This window comes from Thiothrix litoralis (assembly GCF_017901135.1).
GTDB classification, from domain to species: Bacteria; Pseudomonadota; Gammaproteobacteria; order Thiotrichales; family Thiotrichaceae; genus Thiothrix; species Thiothrix litoralis.
This window is the reverse complement of record NZ_CP072801.1, coordinates 2,840,455-2,858,501: the sequence shown is the minus strand read 5'-3', so window position 1 is coordinate 2,858,501 and position 18,047 is coordinate 2,840,455. Positions and strand designations below refer to the sequence as shown.

Annotated in this window: 22 protein-coding genes; 17 read left to right on the top strand and 5 right to left on the bottom strand. The window is 54.8% G+C overall.

All coding sequences use genetic code 11. The annotated features are described in order from the left end of the window. Positions 1-40: 40 nt before the first annotated feature. From pedF to J9253_RS13780, 5 genes are read left to right on the top strand one after another with little or no spacing between them, the layout of a single operon-like run. Complete coding sequence (gene pedF, locus J9253_RS13800) at positions 41-514, top strand: cytochrome c-550 PedF (RefSeq protein ID WP_210221507.1); 474 nt, start codon at positions 41-43, stop codon at positions 512-514. 51 nt (positions 515-565) lie between these two features. Continuing rightward, positions 566-1,429, top strand: a complete 864-nt coding sequence (locus tag J9253_RS13795; protein WP_210221506.1) for a substrate-binding periplasmic protein — start codon at positions 566-568, stop codon at positions 1,427-1,429. Between the two features lie 6 nt (positions 1,430-1,435). Continuing rightward, entirely contained in the window at positions 1,436-2,182 is a 747-nt protein-coding gene (locus J9253_RS13790; RefSeq protein ID WP_210221505.1) for a quinoprotein dehydrogenase-associated SoxYZ-like carrier, read from the top strand. Continuing rightward, entirely contained in the window at positions 2,179-3,111 is a 933-nt protein-coding gene (locus tag J9253_RS13785) for a quinoprotein relay system zinc metallohydrolase 1 (RefSeq protein WP_210221504.1), read from the top strand. Before J9253_RS13790 ends, J9253_RS13785 begins: the two co-directional genes overlap by 4 nt. Then, positions 3,108-3,680 carry a rhodanese-like domain-containing protein gene (locus J9253_RS13780; protein WP_210221503.1) on the top strand — a complete coding sequence of 191 codons (573 nt, stop codon included), beginning with the start codon at positions 3,108-3,110 and terminating at the stop codon, positions 3,678-3,680. The genes J9253_RS13785 and J9253_RS13780 overlap by 4 nt, the downstream gene beginning before the upstream one ends. Here J9253_RS13780 and J9253_RS13775 read toward each other — a convergent pair. Both J9253_RS13775 and J9253_RS13770 read right to left on the bottom strand, forming a co-directional pair. Further along, positions 3,677-4,855: an ABC transporter substrate-binding protein gene (locus J9253_RS13775; protein ID WP_210221502.1), complete on the bottom strand. Its 1,179-nt coding sequence runs from the start codon at positions 4,853-4,855 to the stop codon at positions 3,677-3,679. The genes J9253_RS13780 and J9253_RS13775 overlap by 4 nt on opposite strands. Beyond that, positions 4,848-5,831 carry a PQQ-dependent catabolism-associated beta-propeller protein gene (locus tag J9253_RS13770; RefSeq protein WP_228291384.1) on the bottom strand — a complete coding sequence of 328 codons (984 nt, stop codon included), beginning with the start codon at positions 5,829-5,831 and terminating at the stop codon, positions 4,848-4,850. The genes J9253_RS13775 and J9253_RS13770 overlap by 8 nt, the downstream gene beginning before the upstream one ends. A gap of 146 nt (positions 5,832-5,977) precedes the next feature. Between J9253_RS13770 and J9253_RS13765 the strand changes: the two genes are divergently transcribed. The 10 genes from J9253_RS13765 to J9253_RS13720 all read left to right on the top strand — a co-directional run bounded on the left by J9253_RS13765 (position 5,978) and on the right by J9253_RS13720 (position 13,700). After that, the gene (locus tag J9253_RS13765; RefSeq protein ID WP_210221501.1) at positions 5,978-7,285 is read left to right on the top strand and encodes an ATP-binding protein; all 1,308 of its coding nucleotides are present in this window, start codon (positions 5,978-5,980) and stop codon (positions 7,283-7,285) included. A gap of 72 nt (positions 7,286-7,357) precedes the next feature. Further along, positions 7,358-8,164, top strand: coding sequence for an ABC transporter permease (locus J9253_RS13760; RefSeq protein WP_210221500.1), 807 nt, complete (start codon positions 7,358-7,360; stop codon positions 8,162-8,164). 94 nt (positions 8,165-8,258) lie between these two features. Then, positions 8,259-8,483, top strand: a complete 225-nt coding sequence (locus J9253_RS13755; protein ID WP_210221499.1) for an AbrB/MazE/SpoVT family DNA-binding domain-containing protein — start codon at positions 8,259-8,261, stop codon at positions 8,481-8,483. After that, positions 8,470-8,910 (top strand): PIN domain-containing protein, encoded by a 441-nt coding sequence (locus J9253_RS13750; RefSeq protein WP_210221498.1) that lies wholly within the window; start codon positions 8,470-8,472, stop codon positions 8,908-8,910. Before J9253_RS13755 ends, J9253_RS13750 begins: the two co-directional genes overlap by 14 nt. A 152-nt stretch (positions 8,911-9,062) precedes the next feature. Continuing rightward, positions 9,063-10,070, top strand: coding sequence for an ABC transporter substrate-binding protein (locus J9253_RS13745; RefSeq protein WP_210221497.1), 1,008 nt, complete (start codon positions 9,063-9,065; stop codon positions 10,068-10,070). After that, positions 10,067-10,813: an ABC transporter permease gene (locus tag J9253_RS13740; protein WP_228291587.1), complete on the top strand. Its 747-nt coding sequence runs from the start codon at positions 10,067-10,069 to the stop codon at positions 10,811-10,813. Before J9253_RS13745 ends, J9253_RS13740 begins: the two co-directional genes overlap by 4 nt. Then, on the top strand, positions 10,810-11,577 hold the full coding sequence (locus tag J9253_RS13735) for an ABC transporter ATP-binding protein (RefSeq protein ID WP_210221496.1): 768 nt from the start codon (positions 10,810-10,812) through the stop codon (positions 11,575-11,577). Before J9253_RS13740 ends, J9253_RS13735 begins: the two co-directional genes overlap by 4 nt. Next, complete coding sequence (locus tag J9253_RS13730; protein ID WP_210221495.1) at positions 11,570-12,328, top strand: ATP-binding cassette domain-containing protein; 759 nt, start codon at positions 11,570-11,572, stop codon at positions 12,326-12,328. Before J9253_RS13735 ends, J9253_RS13730 begins: the two co-directional genes overlap by 8 nt. Then, on the top strand, positions 12,325-13,263 hold the full coding sequence (locus J9253_RS13725; RefSeq protein WP_210221494.1) for an alpha/beta fold hydrolase: 939 nt from the start codon (positions 12,325-12,327) through the stop codon (positions 13,261-13,263). The genes J9253_RS13730 and J9253_RS13725 overlap by 4 nt, the downstream gene beginning before the upstream one ends. Positions 13,264-13,367: 104 nt before the next feature. Continuing rightward, a complete protein-coding gene (locus tag J9253_RS13720) occupies positions 13,368-13,700 on the top strand; it encodes a hypothetical protein (RefSeq protein ID WP_210221493.1) in 333 nt (110 codons plus the stop codon). A 61-nt stretch (positions 13,701-13,761) separates the two neighbouring features. Here J9253_RS13720 and J9253_RS13715 read toward each other — a convergent pair whose 3' ends face one another. Together J9253_RS13715 and J9253_RS13710 are read right to left on the bottom strand one after the other, a co-directional pair. Beyond that, a complete protein-coding gene (locus tag J9253_RS13715) occupies positions 13,762-14,085 on the bottom strand; it encodes an FKBP-type peptidyl-prolyl cis-trans isomerase (protein ID WP_210221492.1) in 324 nt (107 codons plus the stop codon). Positions 14,086-14,305: 220 nt separating this feature from the next. Then, entirely contained in the window at positions 14,306-14,947 is a 642-nt protein-coding gene (locus J9253_RS13710) for a hypothetical protein (RefSeq protein WP_210221491.1), read from the bottom strand. A 134-nt stretch (positions 14,948-15,081) separates the two neighbouring features. On the opposite strand from J9253_RS13710, the gene alkB reads away from it, so the two are divergent. Further along, positions 15,082-15,729 (top strand): DNA oxidative demethylase AlkB, encoded by a 648-nt coding sequence (gene alkB / locus J9253_RS13705; protein ID WP_210221490.1) that lies wholly within the window; start codon positions 15,082-15,084, stop codon positions 15,727-15,729. Between the two features lie 111 nt (positions 15,730-15,840). After that, positions 15,841-17,019 (top strand): helix-turn-helix domain-containing protein, encoded by a 1,179-nt coding sequence (locus tag J9253_RS13700; RefSeq protein ID WP_210221489.1) that lies wholly within the window; start codon positions 15,841-15,843, stop codon positions 17,017-17,019. Here the strand turns inward: J9253_RS13700 and J9253_RS13695 are convergent. Then, positions 17,002-18,030 (bottom strand): protein adenylyltransferase SelO family protein, encoded by a 1,029-nt coding sequence (locus J9253_RS13695; protein WP_210221488.1) that lies wholly within the window; start codon positions 18,028-18,030, stop codon positions 17,002-17,004. The genes J9253_RS13700 and J9253_RS13695 overlap by 18 nt on opposite strands. Positions 18,031-18,047: the final 17 nt, after the last annotated feature.

Below are 18,047 nucleotides of genomic sequence, written 5' to 3'. Positions count from 1 at the left end.
CAACGCGGAATGGGCTTTTCTTTGATCGAAGGTATGTACTATGCAAATCGCAACACGTTCTGTTTCCGCTGCACTGGCAGCTTTAGCATTGGTTGCTGCCACCAATGCGTTTGCCCACGGTGATGTCACCCCACAAGCCATTAATATTTCAGGGCTTGATCCACTCAAGGACAGCGCGACATGGGAGGAAACCAACCCGTATTCCGGTAACGAAAGGGCGGCTGAAATCGGGCATCACGCATTCGCCCAAAACTGCGCCCGTTGCCACGGCATTGATGCCATTTCGGGTGGCATTGCCCCCGACTTACGCGAAACCCTTCCGTTGGGTACAGAAGGCGATGAAATTTTCCGGGAACGCATGATCAATGGCGCAATCCGTAACGGCGTCACCTACATGCCCAAATTTGACGGCATTGTGGCTCAGGAAGGTTTATGGGCAATCCGCTCATGGCTGGAAACCGTTTCGGTCGATGCGCCCCCCAAAGACGCCGCCAAACCAGAAGAAAAAAAATAGTCGTTATGCCCCTCCCCAAGAGGGGTTTTCTCATGCAGAGGAGGATACACCATGAAATTGACCACATTAAGCACACTCGGGTTAAGCGCCCTATTATTCGCTGCCCCGCTCTACGCTGGTACGCTGGAGGAAGTCAAAGCCAAAGGCGTGTTAAGCATTTCCCTGTACAAAGAATTCCCCCCGTATTCATCCGTGATTGATGGCAAACAACAAGGCGTAGACGTCGCCATTGCCGAAGCCCTCGCCCAAAAATTGGGTGTAAAAAGCGAAATTCGGCTGGTCAGTGCCGATGAAAACGTCGAAGACGACCTACGCAATAACGTTTGGAAAGGCCATTACCTCGGCGGTGGTGTTACCGATATGATGTTACACATGCCCTACGACAATGCTTTTTCCGACAAAGTGGATAAGGTCAAATTCGTCGCCCCGTATCAGATGGAGCAAGTCACGTTTGCCTTTGATACCAGCAAAGTGGGTAAGCAACCGACGCTAGCGAATTTCACCAGCGCCCCCATCGGGGTTGAAATCGACACCCTCAGCGACTTTTACTTGCTAGAAGCCTTACAAGGGCAAATCAGCAAAAATATCCGGCATTTCCCCAACCTTACGCAAGCCGCCGATGCCCTGAAAAAAGGTGAAATTGCAGGCATTATGGGGCCACGCGGTGAACTCGAAGGCGTGTTAAGCGCACGCCCGGACAATATCCAAATTCAAGGTTTGATTACCCCCGGTTTAGGCCGTGGCAGTTGGGCGATGGGCGTGGCGGTGAAAGCCGATAATGCCGACCTCGCCAGCGCCGTGGATGGCGGGATGGCAGAGTTGGTTAAAGACGGCTCCGTGAAAAAGATTTTCGAGCAATACAAACTGACGTACAACCCAGCAGCAGAACCCCCTGTGGCAACCGCCCAGAAGTGAGGCTTTATGATCAGGCATGGTCGATGGCTGGTGTTCTGCCTGCTCTGTCAAACGGCAGTAGCGGCAGAACCTGACCCCCTCAACTCCCCGCAATGGGAGGCGATGCACACGCGTTTCCTCAACGGCGAGCCGTACACCTTCGACAGCAAGGTAACGGTAGAAGCCCCACCAGAGGCGGAAGATTCACTCAATGTTCCCATCGCCTTACGGGTGACGGACTTGCAGGGAATACAGGAAATGCGCGTGTTTGCGGATCTCAACCCGCTGCCACACGTGCTGAACTTTCGCCCCAAAACCATCGCCCCGAACCTTGCCTTCCGCATGAAGTTGCAACAAGGCAGCCCGGTGCGGGTCGCCGTGAAAACCGCTGACGGGCTATGGCATGTTGGCGGCACGTATGTCGAAGCGGCAGGCGGCGGTTGCACCTTACCCAGTCTCGGCACATCCAGCGGTGACTGGAGCAAAACGCTGGGGCAAGTCTCGGCAAATGTATGGAAACACCCCGACAACAATCGCTTGCGCATCCGCGTCATGCACCCGATGGATACTGGCTTAGCCAGCGGCATTCCCACCTTCCACATTGAAAACCTCAACGTCAAAGACGCGCAAGGTCAGGTACTGGCCGAACTCGACCTGTACGAGCCGATCAGTGAAAACCCCATGCTGAGCCTGGATGTCGGCAAAAACACCACCTTCACACTGGAAGGACGCGACAACAACGGCAACAAGATTGCAGCGGAGGTGACCCCATGAAACGCTGGTTACTCATGCTGTTACTGGTAAACGCTACGGCAGTGGCGGAGAGTTTCGAGTACCCACTACAACCACAGCCAGTGGCCACCGACACCTACGTCATCGAAGGCAAAACCGAGGATTTTTCCAAACAGAATGGCGGTTTCATCGTCAACACCGGCTTTATTGTCACCACGGCGGGCGTGGTAGTCATTGATACCGGCGTATCGCGGCGTTTTGGCGAACAACAACGCGCGGTGATTGAAAAGCTTACTGGCAAAAAAGTGGTGCGTGTGTACATTACCCACCACCACCCCGACCACTTTCTGGGCAATCAAACGTATACCGATGTACCGATTTACGCCCTACCCGCGACCCGTGACGGCATCAAGGCGGAAGGCGAAACCTTCAACGGCAATATGTACCGCATGGTCGGTGATTGGATGCGCGATACCCGCGTCACCCCGCCCACCCAAGATGCCAAAGCAGGCAAGGAAACCGTCGGTGGGCATGAACTGGAAGTGATTGCCCTACAAGGGCATACCGCTGGCGATTTAGTGCTGTTTGATCACACCACCGGTGTCTTGTTTTCCGGCGACCTAGTGTTCAATAACCGTGCGGCGACGACCCCACACGCAACGCTGGCGATGTGGTTAACAACGTTGGATAGCTTGCAAGCCTTGCCCTTTAAAACGCTCGTGCCGGGGCATGGCAACGTCGCCAGCGACACCGCCCCGATTCAACAAACCCGTGCGTATTTGCAATGGCTGCAAACCACGCTTGAAGATGCCGCCGCACACGGGCTGGATATGTTGGAGGTGATGCAAACACCGATTCCAGCCGACTTCCAACACGTCGCGTTGGTGCAACATGAATTACGGCGCTCGGTCAGCCATCTGTACCCGGCGCTGGAACAAGCACACCTGAAACCGGCGAAGCCAGCAGAATGAAATGGGGCAATCTCCTCCTCCCACTCTATTGCCTTTGCTTACCTGCTTGTCAGCCGGATTTGGGTTTAGCTGACTGTGAACGTACCCCGGATATGCCAGCGGGGTTAAAAATGGCACATTACCGGGGGGCAACCCCGGCGTGTGTTCCCAATAGCATCACGCTGAATGTGACAGCCTTGCAAACCTTGCTACAACGCCCTGAATCCCCCGTGCTGATTGATGTGTGGGCGATTCTGTTGCGTCAGGAAGCAGGCTTCCCCAGCGTCTGGCTGCCCAATGACGTGCATGAAAGTTTGCCGAACGCGGTGTGGTTGCCGAACGTCGGTTACGGGGAGTTAGCGCCGGAAATCGACACGTATTTGCAAACCAACCTGCAACGTTTGAGCGGCGGCGACAAACACAAACCGCTGGTATTCTTTTGCGTAGCGGATTGTTGGATGTCGTGGAATGCCGTGCAACGGGTACGCCAGTACGGTTACACGCAGGTGTATTGGTTCAAGGATGGCACGGATGGGTGGGCAGAAGCAGGACTACCCTTGGTCACGGTCAGTCCTGTGGATATGGATTAAAACTTACACTGGCTGTCGCGCTCGTCGAAGCCTAGCGTGTCGAGATTATTGGTTTGATGTAAGAAACCTTCCAGCGGGGCGCGATCTACCACCCAGTTATGCGTCGACAGTAGCAGCGGCTGACGTAACTGATGATCCCACGGGCGGAAGCTGCTGGCATTGCCTTTTGCGCCATCCAGCGTGGTATCGGGCGCGGTCAGAAAATCCCGCAACTTGGCAAAATCAGCCCCATTGGTTTGTTGTACCGCTGTGGCAATCGCTTTGACTGCCATCCAAGCTGCCCAATCGGGGTCACTCATGCGGCGGGCGGCTTTTTTCTCGAAACGCTTCTCGACTTGCGGTGCGCCGTGGCGTTCCCACGCCCAGTTCCATGCCAGCGCATTCAAGCCCTCCGCACCAATCACCGGACGCGGCAACAGCGTTTGGTAAGCGGCATTGCGGGCAAATTCGCCGTGACTGTCGGCAATATAAACCACATCGTAATCTTCATCTCCGGTCAGCAGCGCAATATTGTTCTTGTCGCGCTCACGTGGGTCATTGCCCAACACAAACGGGCGTTTGGCAACGATTTCTGCGCCGTAACGCTTGGCAGCCCGCTCGAAGGCAGCGGTCAGCAACTGGTCTTCTGGCGCTGCGCCTTCCAACACCAACACTTCTTTCCACTTGTGTGCGACCAAGTATTGCACCAAGGCATCGGCTTGCATGGCGTGATTGGGCAAGGTGTGAAACACGACCGCTTGACACTGTGCCTGACGCAAACTGTCATCGGGGGCGGAGACATTGAAAAACACTACGTCTTTGCCTTTGAAGGCGCTGGCAACTTCGCTCAAGGTGGGTGCAGGCAAATCGCTGAGGATAAAGCGCACCCCTTTGGCTTGCAGGGTTTCCACTTGTTTGACCAGCTCTGCCGCTGTTGCCGCTTCAGCTTGTTCCAGCACAAAGTCGATACCGGCGTTTTGCCCGTGGAATTTCACTTCCTTGAGTGCCACTTCTGCCCCCACAGATGGGCGACCCAAGGCTTGCCCCAGAAATTGCGCAGTCATGTGCTTGTCGTCGTAACGCGGGTCAGCGCTTTGCTGCACATACCCGATGCTGAGGGTTTGCGCGGCAAACACGGGCAAGCTGGCGCAACCGACCCACAAACACACCAGCCAAGTGCCGCAACGCTTAATCATCGACCACCACCATGTAGGGCACACGCCCAACCGGAACGGATTTGGTCACTTTACGGTCTGCCACATTGACGATGGATACGTCATCGCTCAAGCCATTCGCCACGAACAACAGCGACTCATCCTTGTTCAATGCCGCATTCCACGCACGTTCGCCGACCAGAATGTAATCCGTGACCTTGCGGGAAACCACATCCACCACCGCCACGCGATTCGCCCGCCCGATGGTGACGAAGGCGGTTTTGCCATCACGGGTCATGCTAATGCCGACGGGGGTAATGTCTTCCTTGCGGAAACCTTCGGGAGCAAAGGTGATTTTTTCTTTGAGGGTATTGTCGGCGAGGTTGATGATGCTGATGGAAGCATCCAGTTCGCTTGTCACCCACAGTTCCTGATTGTCAGGCGTGGTGGCAAAGCGGCGCGGACGTTCGCCCACCACAATATTGGCTTTCACCGCTTGGCTGGCAATGTCGACCACATGCACGGTATTGGCGACTTCGGAGGTGACATACACACTTTTGCCGTCATGACTGGTCAGGACACCTTCAGGTTCTTCACCGATTTCGACTTCCTTGAGCATTTTTTTGCTGGCAACGTCGAGAATTCCTAATGCACCGTCATCTTCGAGGGAGATGAACATTTGTTTGCCATCCTGACTGAAATCGAAGGCTTCGGGGTCTTCGACATCCTCAATCTTGTCGATGACTTCAAGCGTGGCAACGTCGATCACGTCGATGCTGGCACCTTCACCGCAGGCGGCGTACAGCAAGGTTTTATCGGGGTTGAATTGCAAATGGCGTGGGCGTTTGGAGGTTTTGATGTCTTTAACTTTTGCAAAGGTTTTGCCATCCAACACGGTGACAATGTGGTCGTTTTCGCTGCTGACGAAAGCGTAGCCGGTATCTTTGGCGAAAGTGGGGGTGGCCAGCAGACTGATCGACAGCAGTGGCAGGGTGAATAGCGGGTGCAGGTGTTTCACGATGTCCTCCTCATCAATGGCACTTGCGGGTCACTGTAGTGGGAAGGTGGTTGGAAAAAGGTTGGTTGGAAAAAGTTGCTACACTACCTATCCCTACCCAGCTAGCGTAAGATAAATTACTGTAATAATTATTACGGTAAATCCAAATGAAATTCTACAACCGTGACAGCGAACAGCAGCAATTGCGCCTGTGGTCACAGCAAGCAGCAGAAGGCAAATCCAGCCTGACCCTGATGGTGGGGCGGCGGCGTGTCGGCAAAACGGGCTTATTGGCTCACACCTACCAAGGTTCAGCCCTCTACCTGTTCATTTCCCGCAAAGCCGAGCCGCTGTTGTGCGCAGAATTCACCGAGCAAATCCGCACGCAATTAAATCTGCCGATTTTCGGGCAACCCCGCAGCTTGCGTGAAGTACTGGAAATCCTGTTCCAGTACGCGCAAACCCAGCCGCTAACACTGATTCTGGATGAGTTTCAGGACATTGCGCGGGTAAACCCGGCGGTATTTTCCGAACTGCAAAACCTTTGGGATCAGTACCGCCCGCGTTGCAAACTGCACCTGATTTGTTGCGGTTCGCTGTATTCGCTGATGACCAAACTGTTTCAGGACAGCAAAGAACCGCTGTTCGGGCGTGCCGATCACCGTATTAACCTGCAACCGCTCAAGCCCGCCTACCTTGCCGAATTGCTGCATGACAGCGGGCGTTACAGCGCGGATAACCTGCTGACGTGGTATACCTTGAGCGGCGGTGTGCCGAAATACCTCGAATGGCTGGCACAAACCGACCCGCAACGCGACTTGTGGGAAAGCCTGATCAATGAGTTCAGTCTGGTGATCGAAGAAGGCCGTTATCGGCTCGCGGAAGAATTCGGCGCAGAACAAAGCACTTACTTTTCCATTCTTGCCACTTTAGCCAGCGGCAAAACCAGCCGCAGCGAAATTGAATCGGTGCTGGAAATGTCCATCGGCCCTTACCTGAAACGGCTGGAGGAAGACTTCGCCATTATCCAGCGCGTTACGCCGGTATTCGCCACCCCCAACAGCCGACAGATCAAATACCGTATCCAGGATGCGTTCCTGAGCTTCTGGTTTCGCTTTATCTATCGTTATCGCAGCGCGGTGGAAATCGAAAACTTCGCCTTCCTCCGCCAAGCGATTACGCGGGATTTTGCCACCTACAGCGGCGCATGGCTGGAGCAACTGTTCCGCGCCCAGCTTGCCGCCACGGGCGAGTACAACCTGATTGGCAATTACTGGGAAGCGGGCAACAAAAACGAAATCGACATTGTGGCGGTCAACGACTTCAGCAAAACCGCGCTGATTGCCGAAGTGAAACGTAACCCCGATAACTTACGTTTGAGCCATCTCAAAGCCAAAGCGCAGCGGCTGGAACAACGTTTGTCAGGTTATGCGATCACCTATCGGGGGTTTTCGCTGGCGGATTTAGAGGCTTAGGTTGGTAAAAGGTTGGTAGATAAACCGCCCGCTTTGCGGTATCAAGGATAAGCAAATCAACGGGAGGCGGTGATGGCAACCACAAGGCATTGGCCTGCAATGCTGGCAATCAGTCAGCGCGAAACCATCAAATTCTGGCATCAGCGCGGACGCTTGTTGTCGGCACTGGTACGCCCGGCCTTATGGTTGATGGTGTTCGCTGCCGGATTCCAGAATATTTTCGGGGTGTCGATTATCCCACCTTACGACACGTATATTGAATATCAGGTCTACGTCGTACCCGGGTTGCTGGGAATGGTGTTGCTGTTTAATGGGATGCAGTCGTCGCTGGCCATGGTGTATGACCGCGAAATGGGCTTGATGCGTTTGTTGCTGATTGCGCCGCAACCGCGCTGGTTTTTGCTGTTGAGCAAGCTGGTCGCGGGAACAGTGTTGTCGGTGTTGCAAGCCTATGCTTTCTTGGCCTTGTGCGCGGTGTTCAAGGTGGATATTCCGTGGTCGGGGTGGCTGTATGCCTTGCCTGCGCTGGTGCTGGGCGGTTTGATGTTGGGTGCGTTGGGGCTGCTGCTGTCGGTATCCGTGCGCCAATTGGAAAACTTCGCGGGGACGATGAATTTCGTGATTTTCCCGATGTTTTTTCTTTCCACCGCACTGTATCCGTTATGGAAATTGCAGGAGTCGGGGGCAGTCATTGTGTATACGCTGACACGCTTCAACCCGTTCACCCATGCGGTGGAAATGATCCGTTTTGCCCTTTACGGCCAATTCAACCTCCTCTCCTCTCTGGTCGTATTGGGCGCTTTGATCCTGTTTTTCCTGCTGGCGGTGTGGGGGTATGACCCGCAGCATGGGTTGGTGAAGAAAGCGCGGCAGGCTTGAGGCCGATGCTCACCAGCAATATCTTTCATTTGCTTGCTGAGCCACTTGGTTTTACTATAATCGAATAGTAAAACTTTATTAGAGGCTACCGATCATGCACAAAGTAAGCAGTAAACGCCAAGTCACCTTACCCAAAGACTTGTGTGATCAAACCGGTATTTTTCCCGGTGATTACGTGGAAATCTTTGAATTCAACGGCAAGCTAACCGTGATTAAAAAGGTTGTGGGTAGCAGTGCTGGCAGCCTGCAACACCTCAAGCCCCGCATAGCTATTCGTGATAATGAATCCTTACAGGATGCGCTGCATGATTGCCATTGATACCAATGTGTTATTGCGCCATGTGTTACAGGATGATGAACAACAATCTCCATTAGCAACCCAGTTAATTGAGCGACACGCCAAGGTATTGGTGACAGATGTTGTGTTGATCGAAACGGTCTGGACATTGAGTGGTAAAAAGTACCAAGCCAGCCGTGACGATATTATCAAACTGATCAGTGACTTGCTGAGTGAACCCAATATCGTGTTTGAAAATCCACAAGCTGTGTGGGCAGCTTTAAGTGAATTCCGCACAGAACGCCCTACCCAAGATGAAACAGGCAAGAAGCTCAAACTGCCCGATTTTCCTGACACCTTGATCATTTACAAAGCCAAACAGACTGCCAAGCAATGGGGTGAGCCAATTGAGGCTGTTTACAGCTTTGATAGTGGTGCACTGCGGGTCAGAGGAACAAAGCATCCCTGAAGATGGGGATATGCACAATAACCATTTTCCTCAAATCAAATAAAGCCATTCCACAATTGTTCTGGATCCCCGCAGGTTGGTAAAAGGTGGGTAGTATTCCCCCCTGCTTTGCGGTATCAAGAAGCCTTCATGTCATCGTGGAGGAGGACATTATGTCGGGTTCATACCGTCTTTACTGGGTGCGCTGTGTCGCCGTTTTGGGTTTACTCGCAGGGCTAACATCACCCGCCTTCGCGCTGGAAAAAGTCCGCGTTGGCGTGCTGGAATTCGGCACGGTCAACTGGGAAATGGACGTGATCCAAACCCACAAACTCGCCGAACAACAAGGCATTGATCTAGAAATCGTGCCGCTCGCTTCCGCCGATGCCTCCACCGTGGCGCTACAAGGTGGCGCGGTCGACATCATTGTCTCTGACTGGGTATGGGTCGCCCGCCAACGCGCTGCCGATGTTGATTACACCCTATTCCCCTACTCCAACGCGGTCGGCGAATTGCTGGTCAAGGCCGATAGCCCCATCAAAACGCTAGCCGACCTCAAAGGCAAAAAACTCGGCGTGGCGGGCGGCGCGTCCGACAAAAGCTGGCTGCTGTTACGCGCCTTTGCCCAGCAACAACAGGCGCTGGATTTGCAAGCCGACACCGAGCCGCAATACGCCGCGCCCCCGCTGCTGAATGCGCTGATGCAACGCGGCGATTTGGATGCAGTGCTGAACTTCTGGAACTACGCCGCCCGCCTCAAGGCCGCCGGGCTACGCAGCATCATCACCGTGCCCGATACGCTGGAAGGCTTAGGCATCCCGCGTGACCTACCGCTGCTTGGCTGGGTCTTCAGCGAAAAATGGGCAAAGGAACACGCCGCCAGCGTCAACGGTTTCCTCAAAGCCTCGTATGCCGCCAAGCACATCATGCAAGACGACGATGCCGAATGGGTACGCCTGCGCCCGCGCCTGAAAGCCGATGACGACGCCGTGTTTACCGCCCTGCGCGACGGTTTCCGCGCGGGCATCCCCACCTGTTTTGGCGACAAGGAAAAGCAGGCGGCGGCGGATACCTTCCGCATTCTGGCTGAAGTCGGCGGCGAAAAGCTGGTCGGCACCGCAACCGCGTTGGACACAGGCGTGTTCTGGCCTGACTTCAGCCTGCCTGCTTGCGCGAAGTGAAGCTGAATCAGCGTTACGTGCGGGTGCTAGTGCTAGGCGGCTTTTTGCTGGTTTGGCAACTGCTCGCGTTACTGCTAGCCAGCCGTTCCCTGCCCAGCCCGCTGGCAGTGCTGGAAACCTTGTGGCAACAGCTCGTCAACGGTGAATTACTGTTTCATCTCGGCATCACCCTGCTGCGGGTTATCGTCAGTTTCACGCTGGCGATGCTGGTCGGGGTCGCCATCGGCATTCTCATGGGCAGCCGCAAAGCGTGGGATAATGCGCTGGATGTGCTGCTGATCCTCGGCCTCAATATTCCCGCGCTCGTCACCATTATCCTCTGCTACATCTGGCTGGGCTTGGGCGAAACCGCAGCGGTGCTGGCGGTAGCCTTGAACAAAATCCCGATGGTGATTGTCACCCTGCGCGAAGGCGCTCGCGCCATCGACCACGACTTGCTGCAAGTCGCGCAAGTCTATCGGCTGTCACGCTGGCAAACCTTCCGCAGCGTCTACCTGCCACAACTTTACCCCTATTTGTTCGGCGCAGCGCGTAACGGGCTGGCGCTGATCTGGAAAATCGTGCTGGTGGTGGAACTGTTGGGGCGTAGTAATGGTGTCGGTTTCCAATTGGGCAATTACTTCCACTTTTTCGACATTAGCGGGATTCTGGCCTACACACTGGCGTTTGCGCTGATCGTGCTGGCGCTGGAAGCCTTGCTGCTACGCCCGCTGGAGCGGCATTTGAATCGGTGGCGCACATGAGTCTTCTATCCATTGATTTACAACGCAAAATCTACCCAAACGGCGTCTGTGCGGTGCAGGATTTGCGTTTTAGTGCCAATCAAGGCGAATTCATCGCGCTAGTGGGGCCTTCGGGGACGGGCAAAAGCACCTTGTTGAATATGATTGCAGGGCTGGATACCGATTTCACCGGGCAAATCCACTCCCCGCCGGACACCACCTTAAGTTTCATGTTTCAGGAACCGCGTTTGCTGCCTTGGCTAAGTGTCGCGGATAACATCCGGCTGGTGCTGGAGGCGCCGCAACGCCAGCACGACAACGCACGCTTTGCCCGCATGGAGACGCTGTTGCAGCAACTCGGTTTGCAGGATTTCCGTGACAGCTTCCCCAATCAACTGTCGGGCGGAATGAAACGCCGCGCCGCACTGGTACGCGCCTTCGTGACCCAGCCCAGCCTGTTGCTGATGGATGAACCCTTTCAGTCGCTGGATGAACCCACCGCACAAGACTTACGCCAGTTGCTGCTGAAGCTGTGGGCAGAAAGCCAGCCGACCGTGCTGTTTGTCACCCACAGTTTGAACGAAGCCTTGTTGCTGGCGGATAGAGTGCTATTCTTATCGCCACGCCCTGCCAAGGTGATTCTGGATTACCGCGTGCCGCTGCAACGCCCGCGCCCACTGAATACCAGCGCCTTACAACCCTTGCAGGCTGAACTGCTGCAACAATACCCGGCACTGCTTTCCGGCCTGCTTGACCGGACTTCTGAGGAATTTCCACATGCCTGAATTACCTATCCTGTCCGTCGCTGCGATCAGCAAGCACTACGGCAAACTGTGTGCTGTGAATCAGGTGAGTTTCCAGCTTGGCAGCGGCTTTCATGCCTTGCTGGGACCCAATGGAGCGGGGAAATCCACCCTCTTCCAACTGTTGACCGGGCTATTCGCGCCAGATCAGGGCGATATTCACCTCAACAGCATCAGCATTCGCCAACACTTGCCGCAAGCACTGGCGCAGATGGGCGTGGTGTTCCAGCAACCCGCGCTTGATCTTGACCTCAGCGTGCAAACCAATCTGGACTTTTACGGGCGTTTGCATGGCATGGGTAAAGCCGACATCCGCGCCCGCAGTACCCACGTCCTCACCCAACTGGAAATCGCCGACCTTGCCCCCACGCCTTGTCGCAACCTCAGCGGTGGCAATCGCCGCAAGGTGGAACTGGCGCGGGCGCTCTTAACCGAACCGAAATTGCTGTTGATGGATGAAGCCACCGTCGGCCTTGACCCCGCTTCCCGCGCCACCTTGCTGGCTTACGTCCACCGCTTGTGCCGCGAGCAAGGCTTGTGCGTCTTGTGGGCCACCCACCTGATTGACGAAGCCGAGCAAGCGGATCAGATACTGGTCATGCACAAGGGCAAATTGCTGGCACAAGCCCCACCGGCTGCCCTGATTACCCAAACCAACACCGCATCCTTGCTGGAAGCTTTCTTCCAGTTGTCGGGGGAATCCCGTGTAGAAACCACGCCAGCCCAGCTATGAAGAACCTGCCCGTCACCCAAGGCCATGTGTTGCATTACGCCGAATTCGGTCATCCGGCGGGTATTCCCTTGCTGTTTGTACACGGCGGCCCCGGCTCTGGCTGTCATCCCGCGCAAGCCAAGCTGTTGTATCCAGAAGGCTTCCGCATTATCCAGTTTGATCAGCGCGGTTGCGGGCAATCCACACCCGGCGGCAGCTTATTAGGCAACCGTACCGCAGCACTGGTGCGCGACATGGAAGCCTTACGCCAGCATTTGGATATTACGCAATGGGTTATCTACGGCGGTTCGTGGGGCGCAAGCTTGGCGCTGGAATATGCTAAACGTTACCCACAACAGGTATTGGGCTTGCTGTTGCGCGGGGCATTTCTGGCACGGCAAGAAGACTGGGAATGGTTTAGTACGCCACACGGGGTTGCCCAACAATTTCCGGCAGCGTACCAAGCCTTACGCCAAGCCTTGGCAACACCGGAAGGTGCAAACCCCATCCTCAGCTTGTACCAGCAGTTGCTCAACCCGCAGACTCGTCAGGAAGACGCTTACCGTTACGCGCTGGCTTGGGATGTGTGGGAATGCACGGTCATGGGGCTATCCGCGCCGACCTTCAACCCTGACTCGGCACGCTGGCAGCGGAGCATCCACCGCGCCCGCGTGTATAGCCATTATTGCGCCCACCAGTTCTTTCTCAGCCCGCAAGGTGTCTTGCCGGGGCTGGAGGCTATCCGCGACATTCCCGCCACACTGGTACACGGCGTCAACGATCAGGTATGCCGTTATGCCAGCGCCCACTTGCTGGCGGATGCCTTACCACGTTGCCAACTGGTGGCGGTGGAGGCGGGACACGGGATGCATGAAACTACCTTGCAGCAAGCTCTGCAACAAGCGGCAACCACATTGCACACCAACCTAACGTCGTGCCCACATTTCCCTGATTGACGCCGCTGAAAGTGCGGATGGAAACATTGTTGATGCACTTGGTGTAACCATCCGAAAAGAGCAATAAAACCCTGAAGGAAAAAGTCGGTGAAGGCTTCAAGACGGTGGGCGATGGTCTGGTCGGGATACTGGAACTGAGCAAGGATTTGATCCCCGGTGGCGAATTGGTCGCTGGCGGTGCAAAAGTACTGGTCGGTCTGGGTTCAGGTGTCGCGGGCAACGCAGCCCAAACCAGTGAGAACGAGGCTGCCACCCACCCTGAACTCTACCTGCTGAACGCTTTGGCTGCCGCCGCGACAAACGGTAAAAAGCCGGTGTGTCTGGTTGATGCGGATAGTGACGAGTTAAATCGGGAAATCAGTCACGCCAGCGAGTTATTGGCGTTGTTGCCGAAACATACCCACCCCGACAGGCAGGAGGTGGAGGATGATTTCTGATATAAAGCTGTTTGACTAGGGACTGGAATTTTTGGTGGTCAATCATAAGGGGTACGGTATTTTACTCAACACCAAGCAATTCAATTTCATAGATCAGTACGGCATTGGCGGGGATGATGCCGGGAACGCCCGTCTGCTGGTACGCGAGGTGAGGGCTGATTTTTACCTTCCGCGTTCCACCAACACGCATACCCTCAACGGCGTATTCGATGCCGGGTATCAGCACTCGCTCACCAACGACAAACGTGTTTAGGGTGTTTTGGTCAATGGGTTCACCTTTGCTCAGCCAACCATTCAAACGGACGTTAACGCGCGTGCCTTTTTCTGCTGTCGCACCGACGCCTTCGATTTCTGATAGCAACTTAATGCCGGGTTTGAGCTGCATGAAAGCACCTAAAGGTTTGTTGGACGAAAACTATATATAACAGGCGATCGAGTATGCATCTATCAGGACGCTTGGAAGGAACCAACTGTTCATGACGTTGAGTATAAAACCTTGTTGCAGCAGGTGTTCCCAATGGGGGCGAGTTAGTTCGTTGGTTTGGATTTTCAATGGACTCGCGGATTGTACCAGTTTGTCACTCGCTGGCTGACCTTGCTTGGTACTAGCGATGAATCCAATCCCCCATTACTTTGGTTACTTTTGTTTCTTTTCCGTTAATATCTTTCACAATTAACTCCAAACGAGTTGATGGCTTTAGGATGATTTCTCGTCGCATTGCAACATAAAACAGGAGTGTTCCCTCAACTGGTGTAGTTCCCACTGGCATATCCTTTGTTTTGGACTCAAGAGATTCAGATGCGCGTATAACAGTGCTATTAATCGATCCGCTTACCCGAAGAGAGTCTGGTATTTCAGTCAGTTGAGCAATAACAGGAGTTTCATTTTCTGGAATAACAAATAACAGCCATTCAGTTGCAACACTGGATGCGCCAGTATTCCAAATTTTGGCGTTTATCCCTATTCCTGTCCAGACTCCTCGCATGTCTGTTGCGTCTGGGTCGAAGACACCAGCCCCTATCATTGATAGCATCAGATTGGGCTGCTGTGAAAGTTGTGTCTCTGAAGTACTCCTTTTGTTGGATATGAGCAATCCTATTGCTAATCCAAGCAAAAATATGCCGAATCCAACTCCAGTGAAAGTTACCCATGCAGGTATTAGAGGAAACCTTGTTGGGGCAATACTCCAAAGCCCAAAAACAATGGTGAGTGCTAACCCAGATACCCCAATGGCTCTGTCTATCATTGAAAAGTTCCCAATTTGGCAATCGATTGCCAAAGATTATAGCGTCAAAGGTTAGCATTATGCAGAGCTTTTATCGGTAGCTTCTATTATGAAAATTACCTGCATCAACCTAACCCAACCATTAAAATCCCCCCATGAACCTCGACATCTTCAACACCCCGCCCGAACCGTGGACTGAACCCTTAAGCCCCGGTGCGCTGGTATTGCGCCAATACGCCGCCGCCCACACCGATAGCTTGCTGGCAGGCATCCACGCCATTGCTGCCCAAGCCCCGTTCCGGCACATGCAAACGCCCGGCGGCTATACGATGTCGGTGGCGATGACTAATTGCGGCACGGCGGGCTGGATCACCGACCGTAAAGGCTACCGCTACAGCACCACCGACCCGCTGAGTGGGCAAGCGTGGCCTGCGATGCCAGCGGATTTCCGCAACTTGGCGCAAGCCGCAGCACTGGCGGCAGGTTTCCCCGCATTCCAGCCAGATGCCTGCCTGATCAACCGCTATCCGGTAGGTGCAAAAATGGCCTTGCATCAGGATCGGGACGAACGCGACCTGACCGCGCCGATTGTGTCGATGTCGTTGGGTTTGCCCGCGACGTTCTTGTGGGGCGGATTGCAGCGCAGTGACAAGGCGGTGAAAGTGCCATTGCTGCACGGCGATGTGGTGGTCTGGGGCGGGGCAGCACGGTTGGTGTTCCACGGCATTGCGCCACTCAAGGCGGGGCAACACCCGCTTTTGGGTGAGGAACGCATTAACCTGACGTTTCGGCAGGCGTTGTGACTAAAGGGAAAACTGGTTTTTCGCATAGACTTGAAAAACATGCTATTAACCTGTAGATGGTCGATGCTGACCGTAGTAAGGTTGAGAAGAGTTTGGGAGGCAGGAGGTAGTATGGCACTGGCAAGCGTAAGAGGTAGCCGCTTGACCCAACGGCGGTCTGAGATTGAGACTCAGTGGAGCCGTTTCGTAGCGGGTAGTCCGTTCATCAAGACAGATAATGTTCGCGAAGACATCATGTCCTCGTGGCAGCGGAGTGCCCAACATTTAAAACCTCAGAGGCTTCATGCCCCGGCGGATGACGAATACACCGCCGCCCGCCATTGGCAGGAATCCCCCCTGTGCCAAGCCGCCCGGCGTGAACAGGATGCCATGATGCAACTCGCCAAGGAAGGCGAACTGGTGGCAGCGATTGCCGACCCGTCCGGGCGGCTGCTGTGGACATTCGCCAGCAACCACATGCGCAAACGTGCCGAAGCCGTCAATTTCACCGCAGGCGGGCACTGGGATGAACGCTCAGTCGGCACCAATGCCATTGGCCTGTCGCTGAAACTGCGGCGTTCGGTGACGGTGTTTTCATCCGAACACTATTTGCCGTTTGTGCATGACTGGGTGTGTTATGGCGCACCGATCATTCACCCGCAATCCGGTGAATGCGTTGGTATCCTGGATATGTCGACTACTTGGAACCAGCACACCCCCTTGGGGCAAGCGGCGGTGACGGAACTGGCGCGGTCGATTGGGCGTTGCCTGCCGCAAAATTTGCCGCTTGCCGAACTGGAAATCCATGCCCTTGGGCAGCCGCGCATCCTGTTTCGGGGTAAGCCCATGAACCTGCCGATGCGTCAGGTGGAAATTCTCTGCTTGTTGGCGCTGAACCCACAAGGTTTGACGTTGGAAGGCTTCCACGCAGCATTATACGGCGATTTGCCAGTTTCTACCGCGACCCTGAAATCGGAGTTATCGCATTTGCGCCGTTTACTGGATGGGAAGATTGGTTCACGCCCATACCGTTTGCAGGTTCCGGTGTGGGCAGATTTTATCCGCGTTTGGGAAACCTTGCGCCAGCAGCAGAGTCAGGAAGCGTTTTCACTGTACCGTGGCAGTTTCTTGCCGCAATCAGAATCACCGGAAATTGAAGAATGGCGGCATTGCATTGATGCCGTGATGGGCAAGGCGCTTGAATCCTGCCAAGACCCGTCCGTCTTGATGGAAAAACTCTGCCACAGCACCTCAGGCAGCGAATTGGTTCGCGAGCGGCTGGAAGAACTGGTATCACGCCCGCGCCGGTGATGGTGACATCAGCACCGCGTAATGGCGCAGGTATTCCGGCTCATACGCCAGTAAGGCAGTGCGTAAATCCTGTGCCGCAATCAAGGGGGAAAGGGCGCGTGCCAGCACATTGCAATTCCACAAGCCCACCACGGGTTGTTGCCCAAACGCATAACGCCCGTGCTCATCATCGGGGTGGCAGACATAAGCCGGGTCACGTTCCAGGGTAAAAGTTCCCAGCCCCACATCCAGCGTCAGCCCAAGGATGGACTGGTTGTCGGTGTTCATCACCCCATGCACAAAACCGACTGCTTGCCAGTGCGCCACTAGGTGTGCCGTGCGTAACACGACTGCATGGAAAAAGGCCGCATAACGCTGTTCCCCCGCTGCCTCACATGCCGGGTAGTGGCAGGTAATCACATGGTCTGCCAGTTGTTGTAAGGCGTCGCGGTTTTTCTGGAAAAAATAATTCTCGAATGTGCCAAAACGCACATGGCTGGGTGCAATGCGCGTTACGATGGCGCTTGGCTCGAAGCCACCCCGATACACTGTCTGGCTGCCGGAAACCACACACAAACACCGCGCCGTCGGTACACCTAACGCTGCCAATTGTTCAGTCGTGTGAAATTCGTGCAGGCATTCGCGCAATCCGGCACGCCCGTCAGCATTGCGGGCATAGGGCGTTTTGCCTGCACCTTTGAGGTAAATATCCAGAATACCCGTGGGTGTTTCCACCTCGCCCAGCAACAGGCCGCGACCATCGCCCAGCAAGGGGTTGAAGTTGCCGAACTGATGCCCTGCATAATCCTGCGCCAAAGGTTGCATACCGGGGAGTAAGGCATTGCCGCTGAAGACTTGCAGGAACAAATCCGTGGTTGCTTCATCGGGGTGCAGGTTGAGCCAGTGCAATACCGCCGCACTGCTACACACTACGGTCGGGTTTTCCAGCCCCAGCGGCGGGCATTCGCTGTAGAAATGCGCCCCCAGCGTGTGGAAGCGGTTGTGGAAAGTGAGGTCGTTCAGGTGCTTCAACGGGGTTTCCTGGGTAA

What these genes read in the sequence shown, in the direction of transcription:
- J9253_RS13715 (WP_210221492.1), bottom strand. Translation starts at nt 14,085, where the DNA reads ATGCAGCTCAAACCCGGCATTAAGTTGCTATCAGAAATCGAAGGCGTC.
- J9253_RS13710 (WP_210221491.1), bottom strand. Translation starts at nt 14,947, where the DNA reads ATGATAGACAGAGCCATTGGGGTATCTGGGTTAGCACTCACCATTGTT.
- J9253_RS13775 (WP_210221502.1), bottom strand. Translation starts at nt 4,855, where the DNA reads ATGATTAAGCGTTGCGGCACTTGGCTGGTGTGTTTGTGGGTCGGTTGC.
- J9253_RS13785 (WP_210221504.1), top strand. Translation starts at nt 2,179, where the DNA reads ATGAAACGCTGGTTACTCATGCTGTTACTGGTAAACGCTACGGCAGTG.
- J9253_RS13795 (WP_210221506.1), top strand. Translation starts at nt 566, where the DNA reads ATGAAATTGACCACATTAAGCACACTCGGGTTAAGCGCCCTATTATTC.
- J9253_RS13755 (WP_210221499.1), top strand. Translation starts at nt 8,259, where the DNA reads ATGCACAAAGTAAGCAGTAAACGCCAAGTCACCTTACCCAAAGACTTG.
- pedF (WP_210221507.1), top strand. Translation starts at nt 41, where the DNA reads ATGCAAATCGCAACACGTTCTGTTTCCGCTGCACTGGCAGCTTTAGCA.
- J9253_RS13765 (WP_210221501.1), top strand. Translation starts at nt 5,978, where the DNA reads ATGAAATTCTACAACCGTGACAGCGAACAGCAGCAATTGCGCCTGTGG.
- J9253_RS13780 (WP_210221503.1), top strand. Translation starts at nt 3,108, where the DNA reads ATGAAATGGGGCAATCTCCTCCTCCCACTCTATTGCCTTTGCTTACCT.
- J9253_RS13745 (WP_210221497.1), top strand. Translation starts at nt 9,063, where the DNA reads ATGTCGGGTTCATACCGTCTTTACTGGGTGCGCTGTGTCGCCGTTTTG.
- J9253_RS13760 (WP_210221500.1), top strand. Translation starts at nt 7,358, where the DNA reads ATGGCAACCACAAGGCATTGGCCTGCAATGCTGGCAATCAGTCAGCGC.
- J9253_RS13735 (WP_210221496.1), top strand. Translation starts at nt 10,810, where the DNA reads ATGAGTCTTCTATCCATTGATTTACAACGCAAAATCTACCCAAACGGC.
- J9253_RS13750 (WP_210221498.1), top strand. Translation starts at nt 8,470, where the DNA reads ATGATTGCCATTGATACCAATGTGTTATTGCGCCATGTGTTACAGGAT.
- J9253_RS13700 (WP_210221489.1), top strand. Translation starts at nt 15,841, where the DNA reads ATGGCACTGGCAAGCGTAAGAGGTAGCCGCTTGACCCAACGGCGGTCT.
- J9253_RS13725 (WP_210221494.1), top strand. Translation starts at nt 12,325, where the DNA reads ATGAAGAACCTGCCCGTCACCCAAGGCCATGTGTTGCATTACGCCGAA.
- J9253_RS13790 (WP_210221505.1), top strand. Translation starts at nt 1,436, where the DNA reads ATGATCAGGCATGGTCGATGGCTGGTGTTCTGCCTGCTCTGTCAAACG.
- alkB (WP_210221490.1), top strand. Translation starts at nt 15,082, where the DNA reads ATGAACCTCGACATCTTCAACACCCCGCCCGAACCGTGGACTGAACCC.
- J9253_RS13730 (WP_210221495.1), top strand. Translation starts at nt 11,570, where the DNA reads ATGCCTGAATTACCTATCCTGTCCGTCGCTGCGATCAGCAAGCACTAC.